Below are 22681 nucleotides of genomic sequence, written 5' to 3'. Positions count from 1 at the left end.
GGGAGCCGTGGGCCCGCGTCCGGCGGACACCTCCTAGCCGAGGCTCAGCCGGTAGCAGTGGGCCGGTCGCCGTGACACCGGTGACGTGTACGTCTCGGCCTGCTGCATGCCGAGGCGGCGCGCCACCGCGATCGAGCGCTCGTTGGCCGCGTCCACCATCGCGACCACGCCGCCGACGCCCGCCGCGCGCGCCCGCTCCAGGGTGAGCTGCGCCGCGGCGGTGGCGTAGCCGTGGCCCCAGGCCCGGCGGGCGAGCCGCCAGCCGATCTCGATCTCACCGGCCGGGCCCCAGGAGTGCGGCCAGGGCTGGGCGCCGGTGAAGCCGACGAGCTCGCCGTCGCCGTCCAGCACGCTCCACAGACAGAAACCGAGCTCGGCGTCGTGCCTGCGCTGCCGGGCCGTCAGTTCCTCGTAGACCGACAGTTCCGCGGGCGAACCGCCGTGGAACTCCATGACGTCGGGGTCGGCGAAGACCCGGTGCCAGGCCAGGGCGTCCTCGTCCGTGGGCACGCGCAACTGCACGGCGGGAAGCGTTTCGCTCATGGGACAGCCCTTCGGTCGGTGGATCGGTACGCCCCCATAGACTGCACATGTCCAGTGCCTTTGAGCACATGAAATCGAGTCTTCGGGAGACCCCGCCGTGGCCGAGATCCTTTCCGAACGCACCGCGGATGTGATCGTCGTCGGGGCAGGCCCGGCCGGTTCCACCACCGCGTACTACCTCGCCAAGGCCGGACTCGACGTGCTGCTCCTGGAGAAGACGGCCTTCCCGCGCGAGAAGGTCTGCGGCGACGGGCTCACCCCGCGGGCCACCAAGCAGCTGGTGTCGATGGGCATCGACATCTCCGAGGAGGCCGGCTGGCTGCGCAACAAGGGTCTGCGCATCATCGGCGGCGGGGTGCGGCTCCAGCTCGACTGGCCGGAGCTCGCGAGCTACCCGGACTACGGACTCGTGCGCAAGCGCGACGACTTCGACGAGCAGCTGGCCCGGCAGGCGCAGAAGGCCGGTGCGCGGCTGTACGAGCGCTGCAACGTGGGCGCCCCGGTCGTCGACGACCGGACCGGCCGGATCACCGGTGTGCGGGCGAAGCTCGGCGAGGAGAAGAAGGACGTCACCTTCCACGCGCCGCTCGTGGTCGCCGCCGACGGAAACTCGACCCGCCTGTCCCTGGCGATGGGCCTCCACCGGCGCGACGACCGCCCCATGGGTGTCGCGGTCCGCACGTACTTCACCTCGCCCCGGCACGACGACGACTACCTGGAGTCGTGGCTGGAGCTGTGGGACCGGCGCGGGGGCCAGGAGCGGCTGCTGCCCGGCTACGGCTGGATCTTCGGCATGGGCGACGGCACGTCCAACGTCGGACTGGGCGTCCTCAACACCTCGGCCTCCTTCAAGGAGCTGGACTGGCGCGAGGTGCTCAAGGCGTGGTGCGCGTCGATGCCGGAGGACTGGGGCTACACCCCGGAGAACATGACCGGCCCCATCCGTGGGGCGGCGCTGCCGATGGCGTTCAACCGGCAGCCGCACTACACCAGGGGACTGCTGCTGGTCGGTGACGCCGGCGGGCTCGTCAACCCGTTCAACGGCGAGGGCATCGCCTATGCGATGGAGTCGGGACAGATCGCCGCCGACGTGATCGTCCAGGCGCACGCCCGCGCCACCCCGGCCCAGCGCGAACTGGCTCTGCAGGCCTACCCGAAGATCCTCAAGGACACCTACGGCGGCTACTACACGCTGGGCCGCGCCTTCGTGAAGCTGATCGGCAACCCCAAGGTGATGAAGGTGGCGACGCAGCGGGGCCTGACCCACCCGCTGCTGATGAAGTTCACGCTGAAGATGCTGGCGAACCTCACCGACCCCACGGGCGGCGACGCGATGGACCGCATCATCAACGGACTGTCGAAGGTCGCACCGCGCTCATGACGGGCCGCTGACGGGTCCCCGCGCGGGGAACAGCCGGGAGCGGGCGCCGGACAACCGGCGCCCGCTGGGCGGGGGGCCCGCGGGCGGTATTGGGCCCTGTGGCGGCTTCTTGCCCGGCGGTGGGCCCGCGGGCGGTATTGGGCCTTGCGACGGTTCCTTGCCCGGCGGTGGGCCCGCGGGCGGTATCGGCCCCTGTGGCGGCTTCCTGCCCGGCGGCGGGCCGCGCTCGGCAACGGATCCCCGGCTGCCGCGGGCGACTCCGTGGTCCGCGACCGTCTCGGGTACGAAAAGCGCGCCGGGCCGCCGCTCCCCGGAGGGAGCGGCGGCCCGTGCATGTGTGCGGTGCGCGCTGACCCGGCAGGGTCAGAGCATGCGGACCGCGCCGCTCGGCGGGTCCCAGTCGAGGCTGCGCTCGACGACGCCGGTACCGGAGTTCTGTGCTCCGACGAACTTGCCGCCGCCCACGTAGATCGCCACGTGGTACGAGCTGCTGCGGCCACCCCAGTAGAGGATGTCGCCGGGCTTCAGGTTGCTCAGCGAGACGGCGGTGCCGCGGGACGACTGGTCGCTGGAGATGCGCGGCAGCTCGATGCCGGCCTGACGGTAGGCGGCGCGCACGAGGCCGGAGCAGTCCCAGGCGTTCGGGCCGGTGGCCCCCATGACGTACGCGTCGCCGATCTGGGCGCGCACGAAGTTGACGACGGCGGCGGCGGAGCCGGTGTTGGTCTGCGGGGCGGTGGCCACCTTGCCGGCCGTGGTGGTGGCGTTGGCGGTGAGCGCCACGCGGGCAGCGGTGCGGCTGGCACGCTGAGCGGTGGACTCGGAGGCCCGCACGGTCTGGGCCGTCTTGCGGGCGGCCTCGGCCTTGCGGACGGCCTCTGCCTTGGCGGTCTTGGCGTCCTTCGCCGCCTGCTGCGTCGCGGCGTCCTGCGTGGCCTGCAGGTCCTGGTCGGCGGCGGCCTGCTGGACGGCCACTGCGGACTGGGCGACCGCGGTCGCGAGCCCGTCGGTGAGGGTGGGCATCTCGATGGTCTCGGTCACCGGCTCGGCGTTCGCCGCACCGGCCGTACCGGCGACCGCGATGGTGCCGAGGACGCCACCGGCAACTCCGGCTCGGAGCGCGAGCTTCGAAGCGCTGCGGCGCGGCTTCCGGTGGCTGGGTATGTGAGCGGTGGTGGACATGGGAACAACCGCTATCAGGGCGCGAGGGTTCCCTTCAAGAAACGTGTGTTGCGCCACAGTTGCCGCCGGAGTGGCCGAATCCGGTGAGCCGGGACCTTTATTGACGCCGTAACGGGCAAACCGGGCATGGGCGTTCAAGGCTGTGATCACGCACTTTCAGAAAAACGCCCGAATTGCCCCACGCTTACCACCTGTTCACGAGGATGGCCAAGCCCGCTTTTCTGGCCCGAAGTCGGGAGTGGTGTAGGTCACACTTTGGTGACGGTTCCGCGGCGGTCCGGGTTCGTGAACGGGTGAACGCGTCCACCCGTCGCCCGCCAAGCCCCCCTCGCGAGTGAGGGCGCTCCTTTATCAGCCCTCCGTGCCCGTCGCCAATTTGCCCGTAGTGGCCCCTGCTTGATAATGCAAGACCGCCCTGACCAGCGGTAACAGCTGTAGATGTCACGTCTGGTGATCACTTGAGTGCTTCTCGTATGAAGATCACCGCTCATCCGACTTCATGATCCTTCGCCAGGTGGTGGAGATCACAAAGACGGCCGGGTACCCCGTGTCGCAGATCACAGACCGGCGGGCATAGGATGCGCAGCAGCCGGGCTTGTGAACTGCCTCACATGTGCAAGATCCGCGAGGCGGCGACGCGTGTCCGGTGCGGTCCAACGGTCAAGGACGACTGGAAGGAGCGAGGAGCGTGAATGCCTACGCGCCCATCCTCGTGCTCGGCGCCCTCGGGGCAGGCTTTGCGATCTTCTCCGTGGTCATGGCCACGCTTGTCGGCCCCAAGAGGTACAACCGGGCCAAGCTCGAGGCGTACGAGTGCGGCATCGAGCCGACACCCACGCCGGCCGGTGGCGGCCGCTTCCCGATCAAGTACTACCTGACGGCGATGCTCTTCATCGTCTTCGACATCGAGATCGTCTTCCTCTATCCCTGGGCCGTCACCTTCGACGCCCTGGGGTTGTTCGGGCTCGTGGAGATGCTGCTCTTCGTGCTCACCGTCTTCGTCGCCTATGCGTATGTATGGCGGCGCGGCGGCCTGGAATGGGACTAAGGGTCTGAGGGGCCACCAATGGGACTCGAAGAGAAGCTGCCGAGCGGATTCCTGCTGACCACCGTCGAGCAGGCCGCGGGCTGGGTGCGCAAGGCCTCGGTCTTCCCCGCCACCTTCGGCCTCGCCTGCTGTGCCATCGAGATGATGACCACCGGCGCCGGCCGTTACGACCTCGCACGCTTCGGCATGGAGGTCTTCCGCGGCTCGCCGCGGCAGGCGGACCTGATGATCGTGGCCGGCCGGGTGAGCCAGAAGATGGCGCCCGTCCTGCGGCAGGTCTACGACCAGATGCCGAACCCCAAGTGGGTGATCTCCATGGGGGTCTGCGCCTCGTCGGGCGGAATGTTCAACAATTACGCGATTGTGCAGGGCGTGGACCACATCGTCCCGGTCGACATCTATCTGCCGGGCTGTCCTCCGCGCCCGGAAATGCTGATGGACGCGATTCTGAAGCTGCACCACAAGATCCAGACCTCCAAGCTCGGCGTGAACGCCGAGGAGGCGGCCCGTGAGGCGGAGGAAGCGGCCCTCAAGGCGCTCCCCACCATCGAGATGAAGGGGCTGCTGCGGTGACCGACGTCAACGGGCCCAACCCCGAGAAGGACCTCAGCGCCCAGAACCTCCCCGGCCAGCGCGGCGACCACGGGGAGGAGATCCGCGTCCAGCGCGGCATGTTCGGCGCGAACAACGGCGGCGACACCTCCGGCTACGGCGGCCTCGTCCGCTCCGTACGGCTGCCGGGGCCGGCCACCCGCCCCTACGGCGGATGGTTCGACGAAGTCGCCGACGAACTCGAAGGCGCCCTCGACGAACAGGGACTCCTCCCCGAGAACGCGATCGAGAAGACCGTCGTCGACCGCGGCGAGCTGACCTTCCACATCGCCCGCGAGCACCTCGTGCGGGTCGCCAGGACCCTCCGCGACGACCCCGCCCTGCGCTTCGAGCTGTGCACGGGCGTCTCCGGTGTGCACTACCCGGGGGACAAGGGCCGCGAGCTGCACGCCGTGTACCACCTGCGGTCGATCACTCACAACCGGCTGATCCGGCTGGAGGCGAGCGCCCCCGACGGCGACCCGCACGTCCCGTCCCTCGTCGCCGTCTACCCGACCAACGACTGGCACGAGCGCGAGACGTACGACTTCTTCGGCCTGGTCTTCGACGGCCACCCGGCCCTCACCCGGATCATGATGCCGGACGACTGGCAGGGCCACCCGCAGCGCAAGGACTACCCCCTCGGCGGCATCCCCGTCGAGTACAAGGGCGCCCAGATCCCGGCTCCGGACCAGCGGAGGTCGTACTCGTGACCACCCCACACGCCCACCACGCCTCACCGGGTCCCTCCGGGACGCACCCCTCGGACGCGGAAACCCGCGAGACCACCGAGGGCACCGTCTACACGGTCACCGGCGGCGACTGGGACGAGATCGTGCAGTCCGCCGCAAAGGCCGACGACGAGCGCATCGTCGTCAACATGGGGCCCCAGCACCCGTCCACCCACGGCGTGCTCCGCCTCATCCTGGAGATCGACGGCGAGACGGTGACCGAGGCCCGATGCGGCATCGGCTACCTGCACACCGGCATCGAGAAGAACCTCGAGTACCGGACCTGGACGCAGGGCACCACCTTCGTGACGCGCATGGACTACCTCACGCCGTTCTTCAACGAGGCGGTCTACTGCCTGGGCGTCGAGAAGCTCCTCGGCATCGAGGACCAGATCCCGGACCGGGCCACGGTCATCCGGGTCCTGCTCATGGAACTCAACCGGATCGCGTCCCATCTGGTGTGCATCGCCACCGGCGGCATGGAACTCGGCGCCACCACGATCATGATCTACGGATTCCGGGACCGCGAAATGATCCTGGACATCTTCGAACTGATCACCGGCCTGCGGATGAACCACGCCTTCATCCGCCCCGGCGGCCTGGCCCAGGACCTGCCCCCCGGCGCGATGGACCAGCTGCGCGAGTTCGTGAAGACCATGAAGAAGAACATGCCCGAGTACGACAAGCTCGCCACCGGGAACCCCATCTTCAAGGCCCGGATGCAGGGGATCGGGTACCTGAACCTGGCCGGCTGCATGGCGCTCGGCGCCACCGGCCCCATCCTGCGTTCCGCGGGACTGCCCCACGACCTGCGCAAGGCCCAGCCCTACTGCGGTTACGAGACCTACGACTTCGACGTCCCGACCGCCGACACCTGCGACGCCTACGGCCGCTTCCTGGTCCGCCTCGAGGAGATGCGCCAGTCCCTCCGGATCGTCGAGCAGTGCCTCGACCGGCTGGCGCCCGGCCCGGTCATGGTCGCCGACAAGAAGATCGCCTGGCCCGCACAGCTCGCCCTGGGCCCGGACGGACTCGGCAACTCCCTCGACCACATCAAGAAGATCATGGGCACCTCCATGGAAGCCCTGATCCACCACTTCAAGCTGGTGACGGAGGGCTTCCGGGTACCGGCCGGACAGACCTACGCCACCGTCGAGTCCCCCAAGGGCGAACTCGGCGCGCACATCGTCAGCGACGGCGGCACCCGCCCCTACCGGGTCCACTTCCGCGACCCGTCCTTCACCAACCTCCAGGCCATGGCGGCGATGTGCGAGGGCGGCCAGGTCGCCGACGTCATCGTCGCCGTGGCGTCCATCGACCCCGTGATGGGAGGCGTCGACCGATGACGGCCACACCGGCGAATCAGGGGGTCGCCCTGGGGATGCCGCAGCTCCCCGCCCCCGCCTACCCGGCCGACGTGCACGCCCGGCTCGCGTCCGACGCCGAGAAGATCATCAGCCGCTACCCGGACAGCCGGTCCGCGCTGCTGCCCCTGCTGCACCTCGTCCAGTCCGAGGAGGGGTACGTCACCCGCACCGGCATGACGTTCTGCGCCGAGACGCTCGGCCTGACCACCGCAGAGGTCACCGCCGTCGCCACCTTCTACACGATGTACCGGCGCAAGCCCTCCGGCGACTATCAGGTCGGCGTCTGCACCAACACCCTGTGCGCCGTGATGGGCGGCGACGCCATCTTCGAGGAACTCAAGGAACACCTCGGCGTCGGCAACAACGAGACCACCGAGGACGGCAAGGTCACCCTCGAACACATCGAGTGCAACGCGGCCTGCGACTTCGCCCCCGTCGTGATGGTCAACTGGGAGTTCTTCGACAACCAGTCACCGGAGTCGGCACGCCGGCTCGTCGACGACCTCCGCGCCGGCCGGGACGTCACCCCCACCCGCGGCGCCACCCTCTGCACCTTCAAGGAGACCGCCCGAATCCTCGCCGGCTTCCCCGACGAACGTCCGGGCGCCATCGAACAGGGCGGCGGCGCGGGTCCCGCCTCGCTCACCGGACTGCGCCTGGCCAAGGGCGAGCACCCGCAGGACACCGACCACGGCCGGATCGTCTCCCCGCGCGACGCCGAGGAGGGTGAGTGATGACCATGTCCACCGAAGAATACGGGGGCACCTCCCGGCCGGAGGCCGGAGGAGGGACCAGCCCCGAGAAGCTGCTCTCCCCGGTACTCTCCGCCTTCTGGGACGAGAGCGCCCCCTGGACGCTGGAGACCTACCGACGGCACGAGGGCTACGAGGGGCTGCGCAAGGCCCTCGCGATGTCCCCCGACGACGTGATCGGCTACGTCAAGGACTCCGGTCTCCGCGGCCGCGGCGGCGCGGGATTCCCCACCGGGATGAAGTGGCAGTTCATCCCGCAGGGCGACGGCAAGCCGCACTACCTCGTCGTCAACGCCGACGAGTCGGAACCGGGCACCTGCAAGGACATCCCCCTCCTCTACGCCAACCCGCACTCCCTCATCGAGGGCATCGTCATCGCCTGTTACGCGATCCGCTCCTCGCACGCCTTCATCTACCTGCGCGGCGAGGTCGTCCCCGTGCTGCGCAGGCTCCACGAGGCGGTCCGCGAGGCCTACGCGGCCGGCTACCTCGGCCGGAACGTGCTCGGCAGCGGACTCGACCTCGAACTCACCGTGCACGCGGGCGCCGGCGCGTACATCTGCGGCGAGGAGACCGCCCTGCTCGACTCGCTCGAAGGCCGCCGCGGCCAGCCCCGGCTCCGTCCCCCGTTCCCCGCTGTCGCCGGTCTGTACGCGTGCCCCACCGTGGTGAACAACGTGGAGTCCATCGCGTCGGTTCCCGCGATCCTGACCAAGGGCAAGGACTGGTTCCGCTCGATGGGGAGCGAGAAGTCCCCCGGCTTCACGCTCTACTCCCTGAGCGGACACGTCGCCCGCCCCGGCCAGTACGAGGCCCCGCTCGGCATCACCCTGCGCCAGCTCCTCGACATGGGCGGCGGCATGCGCCCGGGCCACCGGCTCAAGTTCTGGACGCCGGGCGGTTCCTCCACCCCGATGTTCACCGACGAGCACCTCGACGTGCCCCTCGACTACGAAGCCGTGGGGGCCGCCGGCTCCATGCTCGGCACCAAGGCCCTCCAGTGCTTCGACGAGACGACCTGCGTCGTCCGCGCCGTCACCCGCTGGACCGAGTTCTACGCCCACGAGTCCTGCGGAAAGTGCACCCCCTGCCGCGAAGGCACCTACTGGCTCGTCCAGTTGATGCGCGACATCGAGGCCGGCAAGGGCGTCATGGAGGACCTCGACAAGCTGAACGACATCGCCGACAACATCAACGGCAAGTCCTTCTGCGCCCTCGGCGACGGCGCCGCGTCCCCGATCTTCTCTTCGCTGAAGTACTTCCGCGCGGAGTACGAGCAGCACATCCGCGGGCACGGCTGCCCCTTCGACCCGGCCAGGTCGACCGCCTGGGCCGACGAGCACCTGGAGGTGAACGCATGACGGTAACCAGTGGCGCTCCCTCCGGGAGCGGCGAGGCCGTGGCCCCCGCCGAGGACCTGGTGACCCTCACCATCGACGGCATCGAGACCAGCGTCCCCAAGGGGACCCTGGTCATCCGCGCCGCCGAACAGCTCGGCATCGAGATCCCCCGGTTCTGCGACCACCCGCTCCTCGACCCCGCCGGCGCCTGCCGCCAGTGCATCGTCGAGGTCGAGGGCCAGCGCAAACCGATGGCCTCCTGCACCATCACCTGCACCGACGGCATGGTCGTCAAGACGCAGCTCACCTCGCCCGTCGCCGAGAAGGCACAGGTCGGGGTGATGGAACTGCTGCTGATCAATCACCCGCTGGACTGCCCGGTCTGCGACAAGGGCGGAGAGTGCCCCCTGCAGAACCAGGCCATGTCCCACGGGCAGGCCGAGTCCCGTTTCGACGGGCGGAAGCGCACCTACGAGAAGCCGGTGGCGATCTCCACCCAGGTGCTCCTGGACCGCGAGCGCTGTGTGCTCTGCGCCCGCTGCACCCGCTTCTCCCAGCAGATCGCCGGCGACCCGATGATCGAACTGGTCGAACGCGGTGCCCTCCAGCAGGTCGGCACCGGCGAGGGCGACCCGTTCGAGTCGTACTTCTCCGGCAACACCATCCAGATCTGCCCCGTCGGCGCGCTCACCTCGGCCGCGTACCGGTTCCGGTCCCGTCCGTTCGACCTCGTGTCGTCCCCGTCGGTCTGCGAGCACTGCGCGGGCGGCTGCGCGACCCGCACCGACCACCGCCGCGGCAAGGTCATGCGGCGGCTCGCGGCGTACGACCCCGAGGTCAACGAGGAGTGGATCTGCGACAAGGGACGCTTCGCGTTCCGCTACGCCCAGGGCCGTGACCGGCTCACCACCCCCCTCGTCCGCAACGCCGACGGCGTCCTGGAGCCGGCGGGCTGGCCCGAGGCCCTGGCGGCAGCCGCCGCCGGACTCACCGCCGCCCGCAGCCGGGCGGGTGTGCTCACCGGCGGCCGGCTCACCGTCGAGGACGCCTACGCGTACGCCAAGTTCGCCCGGGTCGCCCTCGGCACCAACGACATCGACTTCCGGGCCCGCGCGCACAGCGGCGAGGAGGCCGACTTCCTCGCCGCCCGGATCGCCGGACGCGGCCGGGACATCGACGGCACCGGAGTCACCTACACCTCGCTGGAGCAGGCGCCGGCCGTCCTCCTCGTCGGCATCGAGGCGGAGGAGGAGGCACCCGGAGTCTTCCTGCGGCTGCGCAAGGCCTGGCGGAAGCACGGCCAGCGGACCTTCGCCATCGCCTCGCACGCCACCCGCGGACTGGTGAAGGCGGGCGGCACCGTGCTGCCCGCCGCTCCGGGCACCGAGACCGAATGGCTCGTCGCGCTGGCCGCCGGTTCCGGACTGGACGAGGTCGCGGCCGCCGCGGCGGTGGCGCTGCGCACCCCCGGAGCGGTGATGGTCGTCGGTGAGCGGCTCGCGGCCGTCCCGGGCGCGCTCTCCGCCGCCGTACGGGCCGCCGCGGCGACGGGCGCGGAGCTGGTGTGGATTCCACGGCGGGCCGGGGAGCGCGGGGCGATCGAGGCGGGCGCCGTCCCCTCGCTGCTGCCCGGCGGCCGCCCGGCCACCGATCCGCGGGCCCGTGAGGAGGTCGCGGCCGCCTGGAACGTGCGCGAACTCCCGCTGCGCTACGGACGCGACACCGGCGGGATCGTCGAGGCCGCGCTCTCCGGTGAACTGGGCGCCCTGGTCGTGGCGGGCGTCGACCCCGACGACCTCCCCGACCCGGAGCGGGTGCTGCGGGCGCTCGACGAGGTCGGCTTCCTGGTGTCGCTGGAGCTGCGGCCCAGCGCGGTCACCGAACGGGCCGACGTGGTCTTCCCCGTCGCGGCGGTCGCCGAGAAGGCCGGCACCTTCGTCAACTGGGAGGGCCGCGTGCGGCTGTTCGAGGCCGCTCTCAAGCCCGACCAGATGACCCGGGCCGTGGCCCCGGCGGACGGCCGGGTGCTGCACATGCTGGCCGACGCGATGGACGTCGGACTGGCCCTTCCCGACGTGCGGTCCGCCCGCCTGGAGATGGACCGGCTCGGCGGCTGGCGGGGCGCCCGCGCCGAGGCGCCGCAGGAGTCGCCCGCGGCGCTGCCCGCCCCGGGCGACGGCGAGGCGGTCCTCGCCGGGCACCGGCTGCTGCTGGACCAGGGCCGGCTCCAGGACTTCGACGAGGCCCTGGCCGGCACCCGGCATGCCGCGGTCGCCCGGCTCTCCGCGGCCACCGCGGCCGAGACCGGGGTGGAGGACGGCGATGTGCTGGCCGTGTCCGGTCCCGCAGGCACGGTCCGGCTGCCGCTCCGGGTGACGGTCATGCCCGACCGGGTGGTGTGGCTGCCGCTGGACTCCGTGGGCCGCGGTGTCGCGGCCGACACGGGGGCCGGTCCCGGCGACGTCGTCCGTATCGCAGCTGCCACGGAGGTGGAGGCATGAGGTACCTCGCTGCCGAAGACCTGTCGATGTTCGGCACCGACCCCTGGTGGCTCGTCGTCGTCAAGGCGGTCTTCTGCTTCGCCTTCCTGATGCTGACCGTGCTGTTCTCCATCGTGTGGGAGCGCAAGGTCGTGGCCTGGATGCAGCTGCGCATCGGACCGAACCGGCACGGCCCCTGGGGTCTCCTCCAGTCCCTCGCGGACGGCGTCAAGCTGATGCTGAAGGAGGATGTGGTCGTCCGGCGCGCCGACAAGGTGGTGTACATCCTCGCGCCGATCGTCGCCGCGGTGCCCGCGTTCATGGCGATCGCCGTGATCCCGTTCGGCCCGGCCGGCAACGAGGTGTCGATCTTCGGTCAGCGGACCAGCATGCAGCTGACCGACCTGCCGATCGCGATGCTGTACGTCCTCGCGGTCGCCTCGGTCGGCATCTACGGCATCGTCCTCGCCGGCTGGTCGTCGGGCTCGACGTATCCACTGCTCGGCGGCCTCCGCTCGTGCGCGCAGATGATCTCTTACGAGATCGCGATGGGAGCGGCGTTCGCGTCGGTGTTCCTCTACTCCGGGTCGATGTCGACCTCGGCCATCGTGGAGGCGCAGCAGGACCGCTGGTTCATCGTGCTGCTGCCGGTGTCGTTCATCGTCTACATCGTGACGATGGTCGGTGAGACCAACCGGGCGCCGTTCGACATGCCGGAGTCCGAGGGCGACCTGGTCGGCGGCTTCAACACCGAGTACAGCTCCATCAAGTTCGCGATGTTCATGCTCGCCGAGTACATCAACATGGTCACCGTCTCGGCCGTGTCGGTCACCCTGTTCCTGGGCGGCTGGCGGGCGCCGGCCCCGATCTCCACGTACTGGGAGGGCGCGAACCACGGCTGGTGGCCGCTGCTCTGGTTCGTCATCAAGGTCCAGCTGCTGCTGTTCTTCTTCATCTGGCTGCGCGGCACGCTGCCGCGGGTCCGCTACGACCAGCTGATGAAGCTGGGCTGGAAGGTGCTCATCCCGGTCTCGGTGGCCTGGCTGATGCTGGTCGCGACCGTGCGGGTGCTCCGCAACGAGAACGTGGCCTTCCAGAGCATCCTCCTCTACGTGGCCGGCGGAGTCCTCGCCGTGCTGCTGCTCTCCTTCGTCGTCGACGCCTTCCGGGACCGGAAGGCCAAGGAGGCGACCGCGGGGAAGGCCGCGGGGGCCGCCGCCTTCGACCCGATGGCGGGAGGTTTCCCCGTCCCGCCGCTACCGGGACAGACCCTGCCGTCGGTGCCCCGCCGACGTCCGCGCCACGACCGCGAGCTGATTGTCAGTGGCGGCCCCACCAGTGACATTTCCGGGGGACACCCCCGAACCCCCGGCGACAGTGACGGAAAGGAGGCTGACGGTGTCTGAGGGGACCGAGGACAAGTTCCAGAATCCTGTGGCCGGCTTCGGCGTGACCTTCAAGGCCATGTTCAGGAAGCGGCTGACCGAGCAGTACCCGGAGGAGCAGAAGACCACGGCGCCGCGCTTCCACGGCCGGCACCAGCTCAACCGTCATCCGGACGGGCTGGAGAAGTGCGTGGGCTGCGAGTTGTGCGCCTGGGCCTGTCCGGCCGACGCCATCTATGTGGAGGGCGCGGACAACACCGACGAGGAACGCTACTCGCCGGGCGAGCGCTACGGCCGCGTCTACCAGATCAACTACGCCCGCTGCATCCTGTGCGGTCTGTGCATCGAAGCCTGTCCGACCCGTGCGCTCACGATGACGAACGAGTTCGAGCTGGCCGACAGCAGCCGCGCCTCCCTGATCTACACCAAGGAGGAGCTGCTGGCGGGCCTGGAGCCCGGCATGGTCGACACGCCGCACGCGATCCACCCGGGCATGGACGAGCAGGACTACTACCGGGGGCGGGTCACGCAGGCCGCGCCGGGCACCGTCCGGCAGGTCGCCGTCTCCAAGGGAGAGGAGCCCCAGGAGGGTGCCTCGGACTTCGGGGAGCAGGAGCCGGCTTCCAAGAAGGTGATCGACGCATGAACGCCATCGCCGCCACGGCCACCTCGACCGGTGAGGCGGTCCAGTTCTGGGTGCTGGGCACCGTCGCCGTGATCGGCGCGCTGTGCACGGTGCTGATGAAGAAATCCGTCCACAGTGCGCTGTGCCTCGCCGGGACCATGATCGTCCTGGCGGTGTTCTACCTCGCGAACGGGGCGTACTTCCTCGGCGTCGTGCAGATCATCGTCTACACCGGCGCGATCATGATGCTCTTCCTGTTCGTCGTCATGCTGGTCGGCGTCACCGCGGCGGACTCGCTGAAGGAGACGATCAAGGGCCAGCGGTGGTGGGCGGCGGCCTGCGGGCTGGGCTTCGGCATCCTGCTGATCGCCGGGATCGGCCACGCCTCGCTGACGGAGTTCAACGGCCTCGCGCAGGCCAATGCCGGCGGCAACGTCCAAGGCATCGCCGCACTCCTCTTCACCAAGTACGTGTTCGCCTTCGAGGTCACCGGCGCGCTGCTCATCACCGCGGCCGTCGGCGCGATGGTGCTGACGCACCGGGAGCGCACCGAGGCCGCCCGGACCCAGCGCGAGCTGTCCGAGAAGCGGGTGCGCGAGGGCAAGCACGTGCCGCCGCTGCCCGCCCCCGGCGTCTACGCCCGGCACAACGCGGTGGACATCGCGGGCCTGCTGCCCGACGGCACCCCGTCCGAGCTGACCGTCAGCGGCACGCTGCGGGATCGCGGCCAGATCCGTGACGTGTCGGCGAAGGCGCTGGCGGATCTCAAGGCGTTGGAGCGGCGCTCCGAGGAGCGTCTGGAGCGCACCGAGGAGGCCTCGAAGTGAACCCGGTCAACTACCTCTACCTCGCCGCCCTGTTGTTCACCATCGGCGCGGCCGGGGTGCTGATCCGGCGGAACGCGATCGTGGTCTTCATGTGCGTCGAGCTGATGCTCAACGCCTGCAACCTCGCATTCGTCGCGTTCTCGCGGATGCACGGCAACCTCGACGGCCAGATCATCGCCTTCTTCACGATGGTCGTCGCCGCGGCGGAAGTCGTGGTCGGCCTCGCGATCATCGTGTCGCTGTTCCGTTCCCGCCACTCGGCCTCGGTCGACGACGCCAGTCTGATGAAGCTCTGAGGGGTCGCTGAATCGTGGAGAACCTGATTGCGCTGCTGATCGCGGCGCCCTTGCTCGGAGCGGTCGTACTGCTGTGCGGCGGGCGGCGCCTGGACCGTGCCGGCCACTGGCTCGGCGCTCTCCTCGCGGTCGTGTCCTTCGTGATCGGCGTGGTCCTCTTCGCCGAGATGCTCGGCCGCAGTGCCGACGACCGGACGATGTACCAGTCGCTGTACACCTGGATTCCGGTGGAGAGCTTCCAGGCCGACGTGGCCTTCCAGCTCGACCAGCTGTCGATGACCTTCGTGCTGCTGATCACCGGCGTGGGCTCGCTGATCCACGTCTACTCGGTCGGCTACATGGAGCACGACGACCGCCGTCGCCGCTTCTTCGGCTATCTGAACCTCTTCCTGGCGGCGATGCTGCTGCTGGTCCTCGCCGACAACTACCTGCTGTTGTACGTCGGGTGGGAGGGCGTGGGCCTCGCCTCGTACCTGCTGATCGGCTTCTGGCAGCACAAGCCGAGCGCGGCGACCGCGGCGAAGAAGGCCTTCCTGGTCAACCGGGTGGGCGACATGGGCCTGTCCATCGCCATCATGCTGATGTTCACCACATTCGGGACGTTCACCTTCGGGCCCGTCCTCGCATCGACCGGTCGGACCAGCGAGGGCATGCTGACGGTGATCGGCCTGATGCTGCTGCTCGCAGCCTGCGGCAAGTCGGCCCAGGTGCCGCTGCAGTCCTGGCTCGGGGACGCCATGGAGGGCCCGACCCCGGTCTCGGCCCTCATCCACGCGGCCACCATGGTGACCGCCGGCGTGTACCTGATCACCCGGTCCGGCGCCATCTTCAACGGCGCCCCGGAGGCGCAGCTCGCAGTCGTGGTGGTCGGCGCGGTCACCCTCCTCTTCGGTGCGATCGTCGGTTGCGCAAAGGACGACATCAAGAAGGCGCTGGCCGGTTCGACGATGTCGCAGATCGGCTACATGGTGCTGGCCGCGGGGCTAGGCCCGATCGGCTACGTCTTCGCGATCATGCATCTGGTGACCCACGGCTTCTTCAAGGCCGGACTGTTCCTCGGGGCCGGTTCCGTGATGCACGGAATGAACGACGAGGTCGACATGCGCAAGTACGGCGGTCTCCGCAAGTACATGCCGATCACCTTCGTGACCTTCGGTCTCGGCTACCTGGCGATCATCGGCTTCCCGGGCCTGTCCGGCTTCTGGTCCAAGGACAAGATCATCGAAGCGGCGTTCGCGAAGGGCGGCACCGAGGGCTGGATCCTCGGCGGTGTGGCCCTGCTGGGCGCGGGCATCACCGCCTTCTACATGACCCGGGTCATGATCATGACGTTCTTCGGCGAGAAGCGCTGGCAGCCCGCGCCCGACCCGGAGACGATCCCCGGTATCGAGCCCGGCGCGGACGTGCACGCCGGCGACATGCCCCACCCGCACGAGTCGCCGAAGTCCATGACGATCCCCATGGTCGTCCTCGCCTTCGGTTCGGTCTTCGCCGGTGCCCTGTTCTCCGTCAACGACGCCTTCCTGAAGTGGCTGGAGCCGGTCACCTCGTACGAGCACGGGCACCCGCCGATCAGTGCCGGCGCGATCACCGCCGCGACGATCGTGGTGCTGCTGATCGGCGCCGGCCTCGCCTACGGGCAGTACGGCCGGCGGCCCGTCCCCGTGGTCGCCCCGCGCGGCAGCCTGCTCACCCGGGCGGCCCGCCGCGACCTGCTCCAGGACGACTTCAACCACATCGTGCTGGTGCGCGGCGGCGAGCACCTCACCCGCTCGCTCGTGTACGTCGACCACACCCTGGTCGACGGGGTCGTCAACGGCACGGCGGCCTCCGTCGGCGGGCTGTCCGGCCGGCTGCGCAAGCTGCAGAACGGCTATGCCCGCACCTACGCGGTCTCGATGTTCGGCGGTACGGCGATCCTGATCGCCGCCACCCTGCTCATGAGGGCGGTCTGACCATGGCATTTCCCCTTCTGACGGCGGCTGCGGCGGTTCCCGCGCTCGGCGCGGTGCTCACCGCCGCCGTGCCGGCCGCCCGCCGCACCGCCGCCAAGTGGCTCGCGCTGGCGTTCTCGCTCGTCACCCTGGTGGTGGCCGCGCTCATCGCGGTGCGGTTCGACCCCGCAGGCAGCCGCTACCAGCTCACCGAGTCCCACGCCTGGATCAAGGACTTCGGTGTCCGGTACGAACTGGGCGTGGACGGCATCGCGGTCGCCCTGATCGCACTCACCGCCGTACTGGTCCCGTTCGTCATCCTCGCCGGATGGCACGACGCCGACCCCCTGGAGACCAGGTCCCCGCGCTGGCGGCCCACCCAGGGCTTCTTCGCGCTGATCCTCGCCGTCGAGGCCATGGTGATCCTCTCCTTCGAGGCCACCGACGTCTTCCTCTTCTACATCCTCTTCGAAGCCATGCTCATCCCGATGTACTTCCTCATCGGCGGCTTCGGGGACCGCGCACACACGGGCGGGGACGAGGCGGCGGCCACCCAGCGGTCGTACGCGGCGGTCAAATTCCTGCTGTACAACCTGGCCGGCGGACTGATCATGCTGGCTGCCGTCATCGGCCTGTACGTCGTCGCGGGCAGCTTCTCGCTCACCGAGATCGCCGCGGCCCGTGCCGACGGCAGCCTGGAGATGGCGGCCACCACGGAACGGCTGCTGTTCCTCGGCTTCTTCTTCGCCTTCGCGGTGAAGGCACCGCTGTGGCCGCTGCACACCTGGCTGCCCAACGCCATGGGCGAGTCGACCGCCCCGGTCGCCGTGCTGATCACCGCGGTCGTCGACAAGGTCGGCACCTTCGCGATGCTCCGCTACTGCCTCCAGCTGTTCCCGGAGGCGTCGAACTGGGCCACGCCCGTGGTGCTCGTCCTGGCGCTGATCAGCATCATCTACGGGGCGCTGCTCGCCGTCGGCCAGCGGGACATCAAGCGTCTGGTGGCCTACGCGTCGATCTCACACTTCGGCTTCATCATCCTCGGCATCTTCGCGATGACCAGCCAGGGCCAGAGCGGCGCGACGCTCTACATGGTCAACCACGGCATCTCGACCGCCGCGCTGATGCTGGTGGCCGGATTCCTGATCTCCCGGCGCGGCTCCCGGCTCATCGCCGACTACGGCGGTGTGCAGAAGGTGGCGCCGGTACTCGCCGGCACCTTCCTGATCGGCGGACTCGCCACCCTCTCGCTGCCCGGACTGGCACCGTTCGTCAGTGAGTTCCTGGTCCTGGTCGGCACCTTCACCCGGTACCCGGCGGCCGGCATCGTCGCGACGCTCGGCATCGTGCTCGCCGCGCTGTACGTCCTCGTCCTCTACCAGCGGACGATGACCGGCCCGGTGAAGCCCGAAGTGCGGGCGCTGCCCGATCTCCGGGCGCGGGAACTGGCCGTGGTCGTCCCGCTGATCGCGCTGCTCGTCCTCCTCGGCGTCTACCCGAAGCCGCTGACCGAGGTCGTCGACCCGGCCGTGCAGTACACCCTCTCCGACGTCCAGAAGACCGACCCCAAGCCCGAGGTGGAGGCGGCCAAGTGAGCACCGCAACCGTTGTCCACAGCCTGTGGACGACCATGGCGGCCGAGCCGATCGACAGGATCCCGGCCCCGCACATCGAGTACGCCCAGCTCGCGCCCGCCCTGATCGTCGTCGGCGCGGCCGTCGTGGGCGTGATGGTCGAGGCGTTCGTGCCGCGCAGGGCCCGCTACCACACGCAGGTCTTCCTGTCCGTGGTCTCCCTGGCCGCGGCGTTCGCGGCGGTCGTCGCCCTCGCGGCCGGGGGCCACGGCACGACCAAGGCGAAGGTCGCGGCGATGGGCGCGATCGCCGTCGACGGCCCGGCACTGTTCCTCCAGGGGACGATCCTGCTGGCGGCGATCATCGCCGTCTTCACCTTCGCCGAGCGCCGGCTCGACCCGGCGGCCCACGGCAACCGTGTGGACTCGTTCGCCGCCCAGGCCGCGTCCGTGCCCGGCGGCGACAGCGAGAAGGCCGCGGTCAAGGCGGGGTTCACCACCACCGAGGTGTTCCCGCTCGTCCTGTTCGCCGTGTCGGGCATGCTCGTCTTCCCCGCGGCGAACGACCTGCTGACCCTCTTCATCGCCCTCGAAGTGTTCTCCCTGCCGCTCTACCTGCTGTGCGCGCTCGCCCGGCGCAAGCGCCTCATGTCGCAGGAGGCCGCGGTGAAGTACTTCCTGCTGGGTGCGTTCTCCTCCGCGTTCCTGCTGTTCGGCATCGCCCTGCTGTACGGCTACGCGGGCTCCGTCTCCTACGCCGCAATCGCCGAAGTCGTCGACGGCACGGTTGCGGAGACCGACCCGGCGCTTGCCACCACAATGGGCAACGACGTGCTGCTGCTCATGGGCTTCGCGATGGTGCTCATGGGGCTGCTGTTCAAGGTGGGCGCGGTCCCGTTCCACATGTGGACCCCGGACGTCTACCAGGGCGCTCCGACCCCGGTCACCGGCTTCATGGCCGCCGCGACGAAGGTCGCCGCGTTCGGTGCGATGCTCCGCCTGCTCTACGTGGTGCTGCCGGGACTGGCCTGGGACTGGCGCCCGGTCATGTGGGGCGTCGCGATCATCACCATGCTGGGCGGGGCGATCGTCGCGATCACCCAGACCGACATCAAGCGGCTGCTCGCCTACTCGTCCATCGCGCACGCCGGGTTCATCCTCGCCGGTGTCATCGCGGCCAACGAGCAGGGCATCTCGTCCGTGCTCTTCTACCTGGCCGCGTACTCGTTCGTCACGCTCGGCGCGTTCGCGGTCGTCACCCTGGTGCGCGACGCGGGGGGCGAGGCCACCCACCTGTCCAAGTGGGCCGGACTCGGCCGTCGTTCGCCGCTGGTGGCCGCCGTCTTCGCGGTGTTCCTGCTCGCCTTCGCCGGTATCCCGCTGACCTCCGGCTTCACCGGGAAGTTCGCCGTCTTCCGGGCGGCGGCCGAGGGTGGTGCGGGTGTGCTGGTCGTGATCGGTGTGATCGCGTCCGCGGTCGCCGCGTTCTTCTACATCCGGGTGATCGTCCTGATGTTCTTCAGCGAGCCCAAGCCGGAGGGCCCCACGGTCGCCGTCCCGTCGGCCTTCACCTCGCTGGCGATCTCCCTCGGCGTGGCCGTCACGGTGGTCCTGGGCGTGGCACCCCAGTACTTCCTGGACCTGGCGAACCAGGCGAGCGTGTTCGTGCGCTGACCGGCGGACACATCCACGCAGTGCAGCCCGGCCCCCCGACAGCGGGGAGCCGGGCTGCGCCCGTGGAGGGCGGGCGGCGCCGGGCTACTCGCCTCCGCTGCGACGCGGTGTGATCCTGGTGAGGTCCAGATCGGCGGTGAACGGAGCCGCCACCTTCATCCGCTCGCGGAAGATCCCGACGCTCGTGTAGGCGCCGGTGGCCGGTTCGAGCTCGAAGGCGTGGACCACGGCGAGGCCCTTCTCGTTCTCGACCCGCCAGTAGTGGGGGATGCCCGCTCGCGCGTACTTCAGCGGCTTGGTCTCCCGGTCCCGCGAGACGGAGTCGGCCGAGACGACCTCCACGGCCAGCAGGACGGCTCCGGCCGGGAAACGGGTCTGGTCCGCGTCCTCGACCACGTCGGCACGCACCACGATCACGTCCGGCTCGGGCCGGTTCTGGCGGTCGATGTCGATGGTGAACTCGCGGATGACCTCGTAGTCGTCCGGGGCCAGTGACTGGAGCTGCCATTCGAAGAAGCTCACAGCGCGCGAGTGGAAGAGAGTCTGCGGACTCACGAAGACCAGGCTCCCGTCGATCAGTTCCGTGTGGGGAGGCAGATTCGGAAGCCGGTCCAGGTCGTCGGCGGTCCAGCCGCCCTCCGGCGGCATCGGCCAGGTGGGGGTGGACGCCTTCGGGTCGACGCTCATCAGTGCTCCCATGGGACGGAGTCTCGCCGGTCCCTTCAGACTATCGACCGCAAACGGGCAGGCGGTTCCACGTACGTGGGAACGTCATCGTGCGCTTGACGTGGGCAGCCTGTGGAAAAGTCCGGACGTGTCGGCGGGGACGCCTATGGTGGAGCAAGTGGTGACGCCCGAGACACGGGGGATGACGATGGACGCGTCCGTGAGGACAACGGACAGCGAGGCGCTGGCCGCGCTGCGGCGGGTCTTCGGGTACGAGGCCTTCCGCGGCGAGCAGGAAGCCGTCATCGAGCATGTGGTGGCCGGCGGGGACGCCGTCGTCCTCATGCCGACCGGCGGCGGCAAGTCGCTCTGCTACCAGATCCCGTCCCTGGTCAGACCCGGCACGGGCGTGGTCGTCTCGCCCCTCATCGCGCTGATGCAGGACCAGGTGGACGCGCTGCGGGCGCTCGGTGTGCGTGCCGGGTTCGTCAATTCCACGCAGGACTTCGACGAGCGGCGCGTCGTCGAGGCCGAGTTCCTCGCCGGTGAACTGGACCTGCTCTATCTGGCGCCTGAGCGGCTGCGGCTCGACTCCACCCTCGGTCTGCTCTCGCGCGGGAAGATCTCCGTCTTCGCGATCGACGAGGCGCACTGCGTGTCGCAGTGGGGCCACGACTTCCGTCCCGACTACCTGGCCCTGTCGCTTCTCGGCGAGCGCTGGCCGGACGTCCCGAGGATCGCGCTCACGGCGACGGCCACGCCCGCGACGCACCAGGAGATCACCCAGCGGCTGGGTATGCCGAGGGCACGCCACTTCGTGGCGTGCTTCGACCGGCCCAACATCCAGTACCGGATCGTGCCCAAGGCCGACCCCAAGAAGCAGCTGCTGTCCTTCCTGCGCGAGGAGCACGCGGGCGACGCGGGCATCGTGTACTGCCTGTCGCGCAGCTCCGTGGAGAAGACGGCGGAGTTCCTCACCCGCAACGGCGTCGCGGCCGTGCCGTACCACGCCGGCCTGGACGCCGGCACCCGCGCGGCGCACCAGGCCCGCTTCCTGCGCGAGGACGGCCTGGTCGTGGTCGCCACGATCGCCTTCGGCATGGGTATCGACAAGCCGGACGTACGGTTCGTCGCCCACCTCGACCTGCCGAAGTCCGTCGAGGGGTACTACCAGGAGACCGGCCGCGCAGGCCGTGACGGGCTGCCGTCGACGGCCTGGATGGCGTACGGCCTGAACGACGTCGTGCAGCAGCGCAAGCTGATCCAGTCGGGGGAGGGCGACGAGGCCTTCCGCCGGCGGGCCGCCGCGCACCTGGACGCCATGCTCGCGCTGTGCGAGACGGCCCAGTGTCGCCGTGGCAATCTGCTCTCCTACTTCGGACAGGACCCGCGGCCAGGGGGCTGCGGCAACTGCGACACCTGCCTCACTCCGCCGGAGACCTGGGACGGCACCATCGCGGCACAGAAGGTGCTGTCCACGGTGGTGCGGCTGAAGCGTGAGCGCGGGCAGAAGTTCGGCGCGGTGCAGATCGTCGACATCCTGCTGGGCCGCCGCACCGCCAAGGTGATCCAGTTCGACCACGACCGGCTCTCCGTGTTCGGTATCGGCGAGGAGCTGGCCGAGGGCGAATGGCGGGGCGTGATACGCCAGTTGCTGGCGCAGGGGCTGCTCGCCGTCGAGGGCGAGTACGGGACGCTGGTGCTGACCGAGGAGAGCGGGTCCGTCCTCAGGCGGGATCGGGAGGTGCCGCTGCGCAAGGAGCCGAAGCGGCCGACGGCCGCGCGGCCCGCCCGGGGCGAGCGCAAGCCCGCGGCTGCGGCCGCCGAACTGCCACCGGAGCTGCTCCCCGCCTTCGAGGCCCTGAGAGCCTGGCGCGCCGAACAGGCCCGCGAGCAGGGCGTCCCGGCGTATGTCGTCTTCCACGACGCCACGCTCCGGGAGATCGTCACGGCCTCGCCCACGTCGGTGGCGGACCTGGGCCGGATCGGCGGCGTGGGGGAGAAGAAGCTCGCGACCTACGGGGAGGGTGTGCTGCGGGTGCTCGCCGCCCTGGAGGGGAACGCGGTCCCGTCCGGCACCCAGGGAGGGGAAGAGGACCCGGGCGGGCCCGCCCCGGCCACGGGCACGGAGCACGTCTCCGAGCCCGCCCCGGCCACGGGCGCGGAGCCCGAGCCGTACGACTGGCCCGAGCACGAGCCGGACGACTGGGCGTAGGAGCAGCACGGGAACGGCGTAGGAACGGCACGGGAACGCTCACAGGCCGCGCGCCGCAGGCCCCGACGTCC

At 69.9% G+C, this 22681-nt stretch carries 19 protein-coding genes; 16 read left to right on the top strand and 3 right to left on the bottom strand.

The window, feature by feature from the left end; genetic code table 11:
* Positions 1 to 33: 33 nt before the first annotated feature.
* Positions 34 to 543, bottom strand: coding sequence for a GNAT family N-acetyltransferase (locus ACZ4Z5_RS20240; RefSeq protein ID WP_468264595.1), 510 nt, complete (start codon positions 541 to 543; stop codon positions 34 to 36).
* A 97-nt stretch (positions 544 to 640) separates the two neighbouring features.
* Between ACZ4Z5_RS20240 and ACZ4Z5_RS20235 the strand changes: the two genes are divergently transcribed.
* Positions 641 to 1924: a geranylgeranyl reductase family protein gene (locus tag ACZ4Z5_RS20235; protein ID WP_468264593.1), complete on the top strand. Its 1284-nt coding sequence runs from the start codon at positions 641 to 643 to the stop codon at positions 1922 to 1924.
* A gap of 363 nt (positions 1925 to 2287) precedes the next feature.
* On the opposite strand, the gene ACZ4Z5_RS20230 is transcribed toward ACZ4Z5_RS20235, so the two are convergent.
* Entirely contained in the window at positions 2288 to 3106 is an 819-nt protein-coding gene (locus tag ACZ4Z5_RS20230; RefSeq protein WP_468264591.1) for a C40 family peptidase, read from the bottom strand.
* A 688-nt stretch (positions 3107 to 3794) separates the two neighbouring features.
* On the opposite strand from ACZ4Z5_RS20230, the gene ACZ4Z5_RS20225 reads away from it, so the two are divergent.
* From ACZ4Z5_RS20225 to nuoN, 14 genes are read left to right on the top strand one after another with little or no spacing between them, the layout of a single operon-like run.
* Entirely contained in the window at positions 3795 to 4154 is a 360-nt protein-coding gene (locus tag ACZ4Z5_RS20225) for an NADH-quinone oxidoreductase subunit A (protein ID WP_468264589.1), read from the top strand.
* An 18-nt stretch (positions 4155 to 4172) separates the two neighbouring features.
* Positions 4173 to 4727: a NuoB/complex I 20 kDa subunit family protein gene (locus ACZ4Z5_RS20220; protein ID WP_023547484.1), complete on the top strand. Its 555-nt coding sequence runs from the start codon at positions 4173 to 4175 to the stop codon at positions 4725 to 4727.
* Positions 4724 to 5458 carry an NADH-quinone oxidoreductase subunit C gene (locus ACZ4Z5_RS20215; protein ID WP_468264587.1) on the top strand — a complete coding sequence of 245 codons (735 nt, stop codon included), beginning with the start codon at positions 4724 to 4726 and terminating at the stop codon, positions 5456 to 5458. The genes ACZ4Z5_RS20220 and ACZ4Z5_RS20215 overlap by 4 nt, the downstream gene beginning before the upstream one ends.
* Positions 5455 to 6822: an NADH-quinone oxidoreductase subunit D gene (locus tag ACZ4Z5_RS20210; RefSeq protein ID WP_468264585.1), complete on the top strand. Its 1368-nt coding sequence runs from the start codon at positions 5455 to 5457 to the stop codon at positions 6820 to 6822. Before ACZ4Z5_RS20215 ends, ACZ4Z5_RS20210 begins: the two co-directional genes overlap by 4 nt.
* The gene (gene nuoE, locus ACZ4Z5_RS20205; protein WP_468264583.1) at positions 6819 to 7577 is read left to right on the top strand and encodes an NADH-quinone oxidoreductase subunit NuoE; all 759 of its coding nucleotides are present in this window, start codon (positions 6819 to 6821) and stop codon (positions 7575 to 7577) included. Before ACZ4Z5_RS20210 ends, nuoE begins: the two co-directional genes overlap by 4 nt.
* Positions 7577 to 8956 (top strand): NADH-quinone oxidoreductase subunit NuoF, encoded by a 1380-nt coding sequence (gene nuoF / locus ACZ4Z5_RS20200; RefSeq protein ID WP_468264581.1) that lies wholly within the window; start codon positions 7577 to 7579, stop codon positions 8954 to 8956. The genes nuoE and nuoF overlap by 1 nt, the downstream gene beginning before the upstream one ends.
* On the top strand, positions 8953 to 11436 hold the full coding sequence (locus ACZ4Z5_RS20195; RefSeq protein ID WP_468264579.1) for an NADH-quinone oxidoreductase subunit G: 2484 nt from the start codon (positions 8953 to 8955) through the stop codon (positions 11434 to 11436). The genes nuoF and ACZ4Z5_RS20195 overlap by 4 nt, the downstream gene beginning before the upstream one ends.
* Entirely contained in the window at positions 11433 to 12821 is a 1389-nt protein-coding gene (gene nuoH / locus ACZ4Z5_RS20190; RefSeq protein WP_468264577.1) for an NADH-quinone oxidoreductase subunit NuoH, read from the top strand. Before ACZ4Z5_RS20195 ends, nuoH begins: the two co-directional genes overlap by 4 nt.
* Positions 12814 to 13446 (top strand): NADH-quinone oxidoreductase subunit NuoI, encoded by a 633-nt coding sequence (gene nuoI / locus ACZ4Z5_RS20185; RefSeq protein WP_468264575.1) that lies wholly within the window; start codon positions 12814 to 12816, stop codon positions 13444 to 13446. The genes nuoH and nuoI overlap by 8 nt, the downstream gene beginning before the upstream one ends.
* Positions 13443 to 14252 carry an NADH-quinone oxidoreductase subunit J gene (locus tag ACZ4Z5_RS20180; RefSeq protein ID WP_468264573.1) on the top strand — a complete coding sequence of 270 codons (810 nt, stop codon included), beginning with the start codon at positions 13443 to 13445 and terminating at the stop codon, positions 14250 to 14252. Before nuoI ends, ACZ4Z5_RS20180 begins: the two co-directional genes overlap by 4 nt.
* Complete coding sequence (gene nuoK / locus ACZ4Z5_RS20175; protein WP_069927518.1) at positions 14249 to 14548, top strand: NADH-quinone oxidoreductase subunit NuoK; 300 nt, start codon at positions 14249 to 14251, stop codon at positions 14546 to 14548. Before ACZ4Z5_RS20180 ends, nuoK begins: the two co-directional genes overlap by 4 nt.
* 14 nt (positions 14549 to 14562) lie before the next feature.
* Positions 14563 to 16503, top strand: a complete 1941-nt coding sequence (gene nuoL, locus ACZ4Z5_RS20170) for an NADH-quinone oxidoreductase subunit L (RefSeq protein WP_468264571.1) — start codon at positions 14563 to 14565, stop codon at positions 16501 to 16503.
* A 2-nt stretch (positions 16504 to 16505) separates the two neighbouring features.
* A complete protein-coding gene (locus tag ACZ4Z5_RS20165) occupies positions 16506 to 18077 on the top strand; it encodes an NADH-quinone oxidoreductase subunit M (protein WP_468264569.1) in 1572 nt (523 codons plus the stop codon).
* A gap of 35 nt (positions 18078 to 18112) precedes the next feature.
* Positions 18113 to 19729, top strand: coding sequence for an NADH-quinone oxidoreductase subunit NuoN (gene nuoN / locus ACZ4Z5_RS20160; protein WP_468264715.1), 1617 nt, complete (start codon positions 18113 to 18115; stop codon positions 19727 to 19729).
* Between the two features lie 84 nt (positions 19730 to 19813).
* Here the strand turns inward: nuoN and ACZ4Z5_RS20155 are convergent, their stop codons facing one another.
* On the bottom strand, positions 19814 to 20416 hold the full coding sequence (locus tag ACZ4Z5_RS20155) for a Uma2 family endonuclease (protein WP_468264713.1): 603 nt from the start codon (positions 20414 to 20416) through the stop codon (positions 19814 to 19816).
* A gap of 181 nt (positions 20417 to 20597) precedes the next feature.
* On the opposite strand from ACZ4Z5_RS20155, the gene recQ reads away from it, so the two are divergent.
* On the top strand, positions 20598 to 22610 hold the full coding sequence (recQ, locus tag ACZ4Z5_RS20150) for a DNA helicase RecQ (protein ID WP_468264711.1): 2013 nt from the start codon (positions 20598 to 20600) through the stop codon (positions 22608 to 22610).
* The last annotated feature ends 71 nt before the right edge of the window (positions 22611 to 22681 follow it).

It is taken from the genome of Streptomyces sp. NPDC030222 (genome assembly GCF_055573115.1).
The sequence above is the reverse complement of the archived record's forward strand: the minus strand, read 5'-3'. Positions and strand labels throughout refer to the sequence as shown.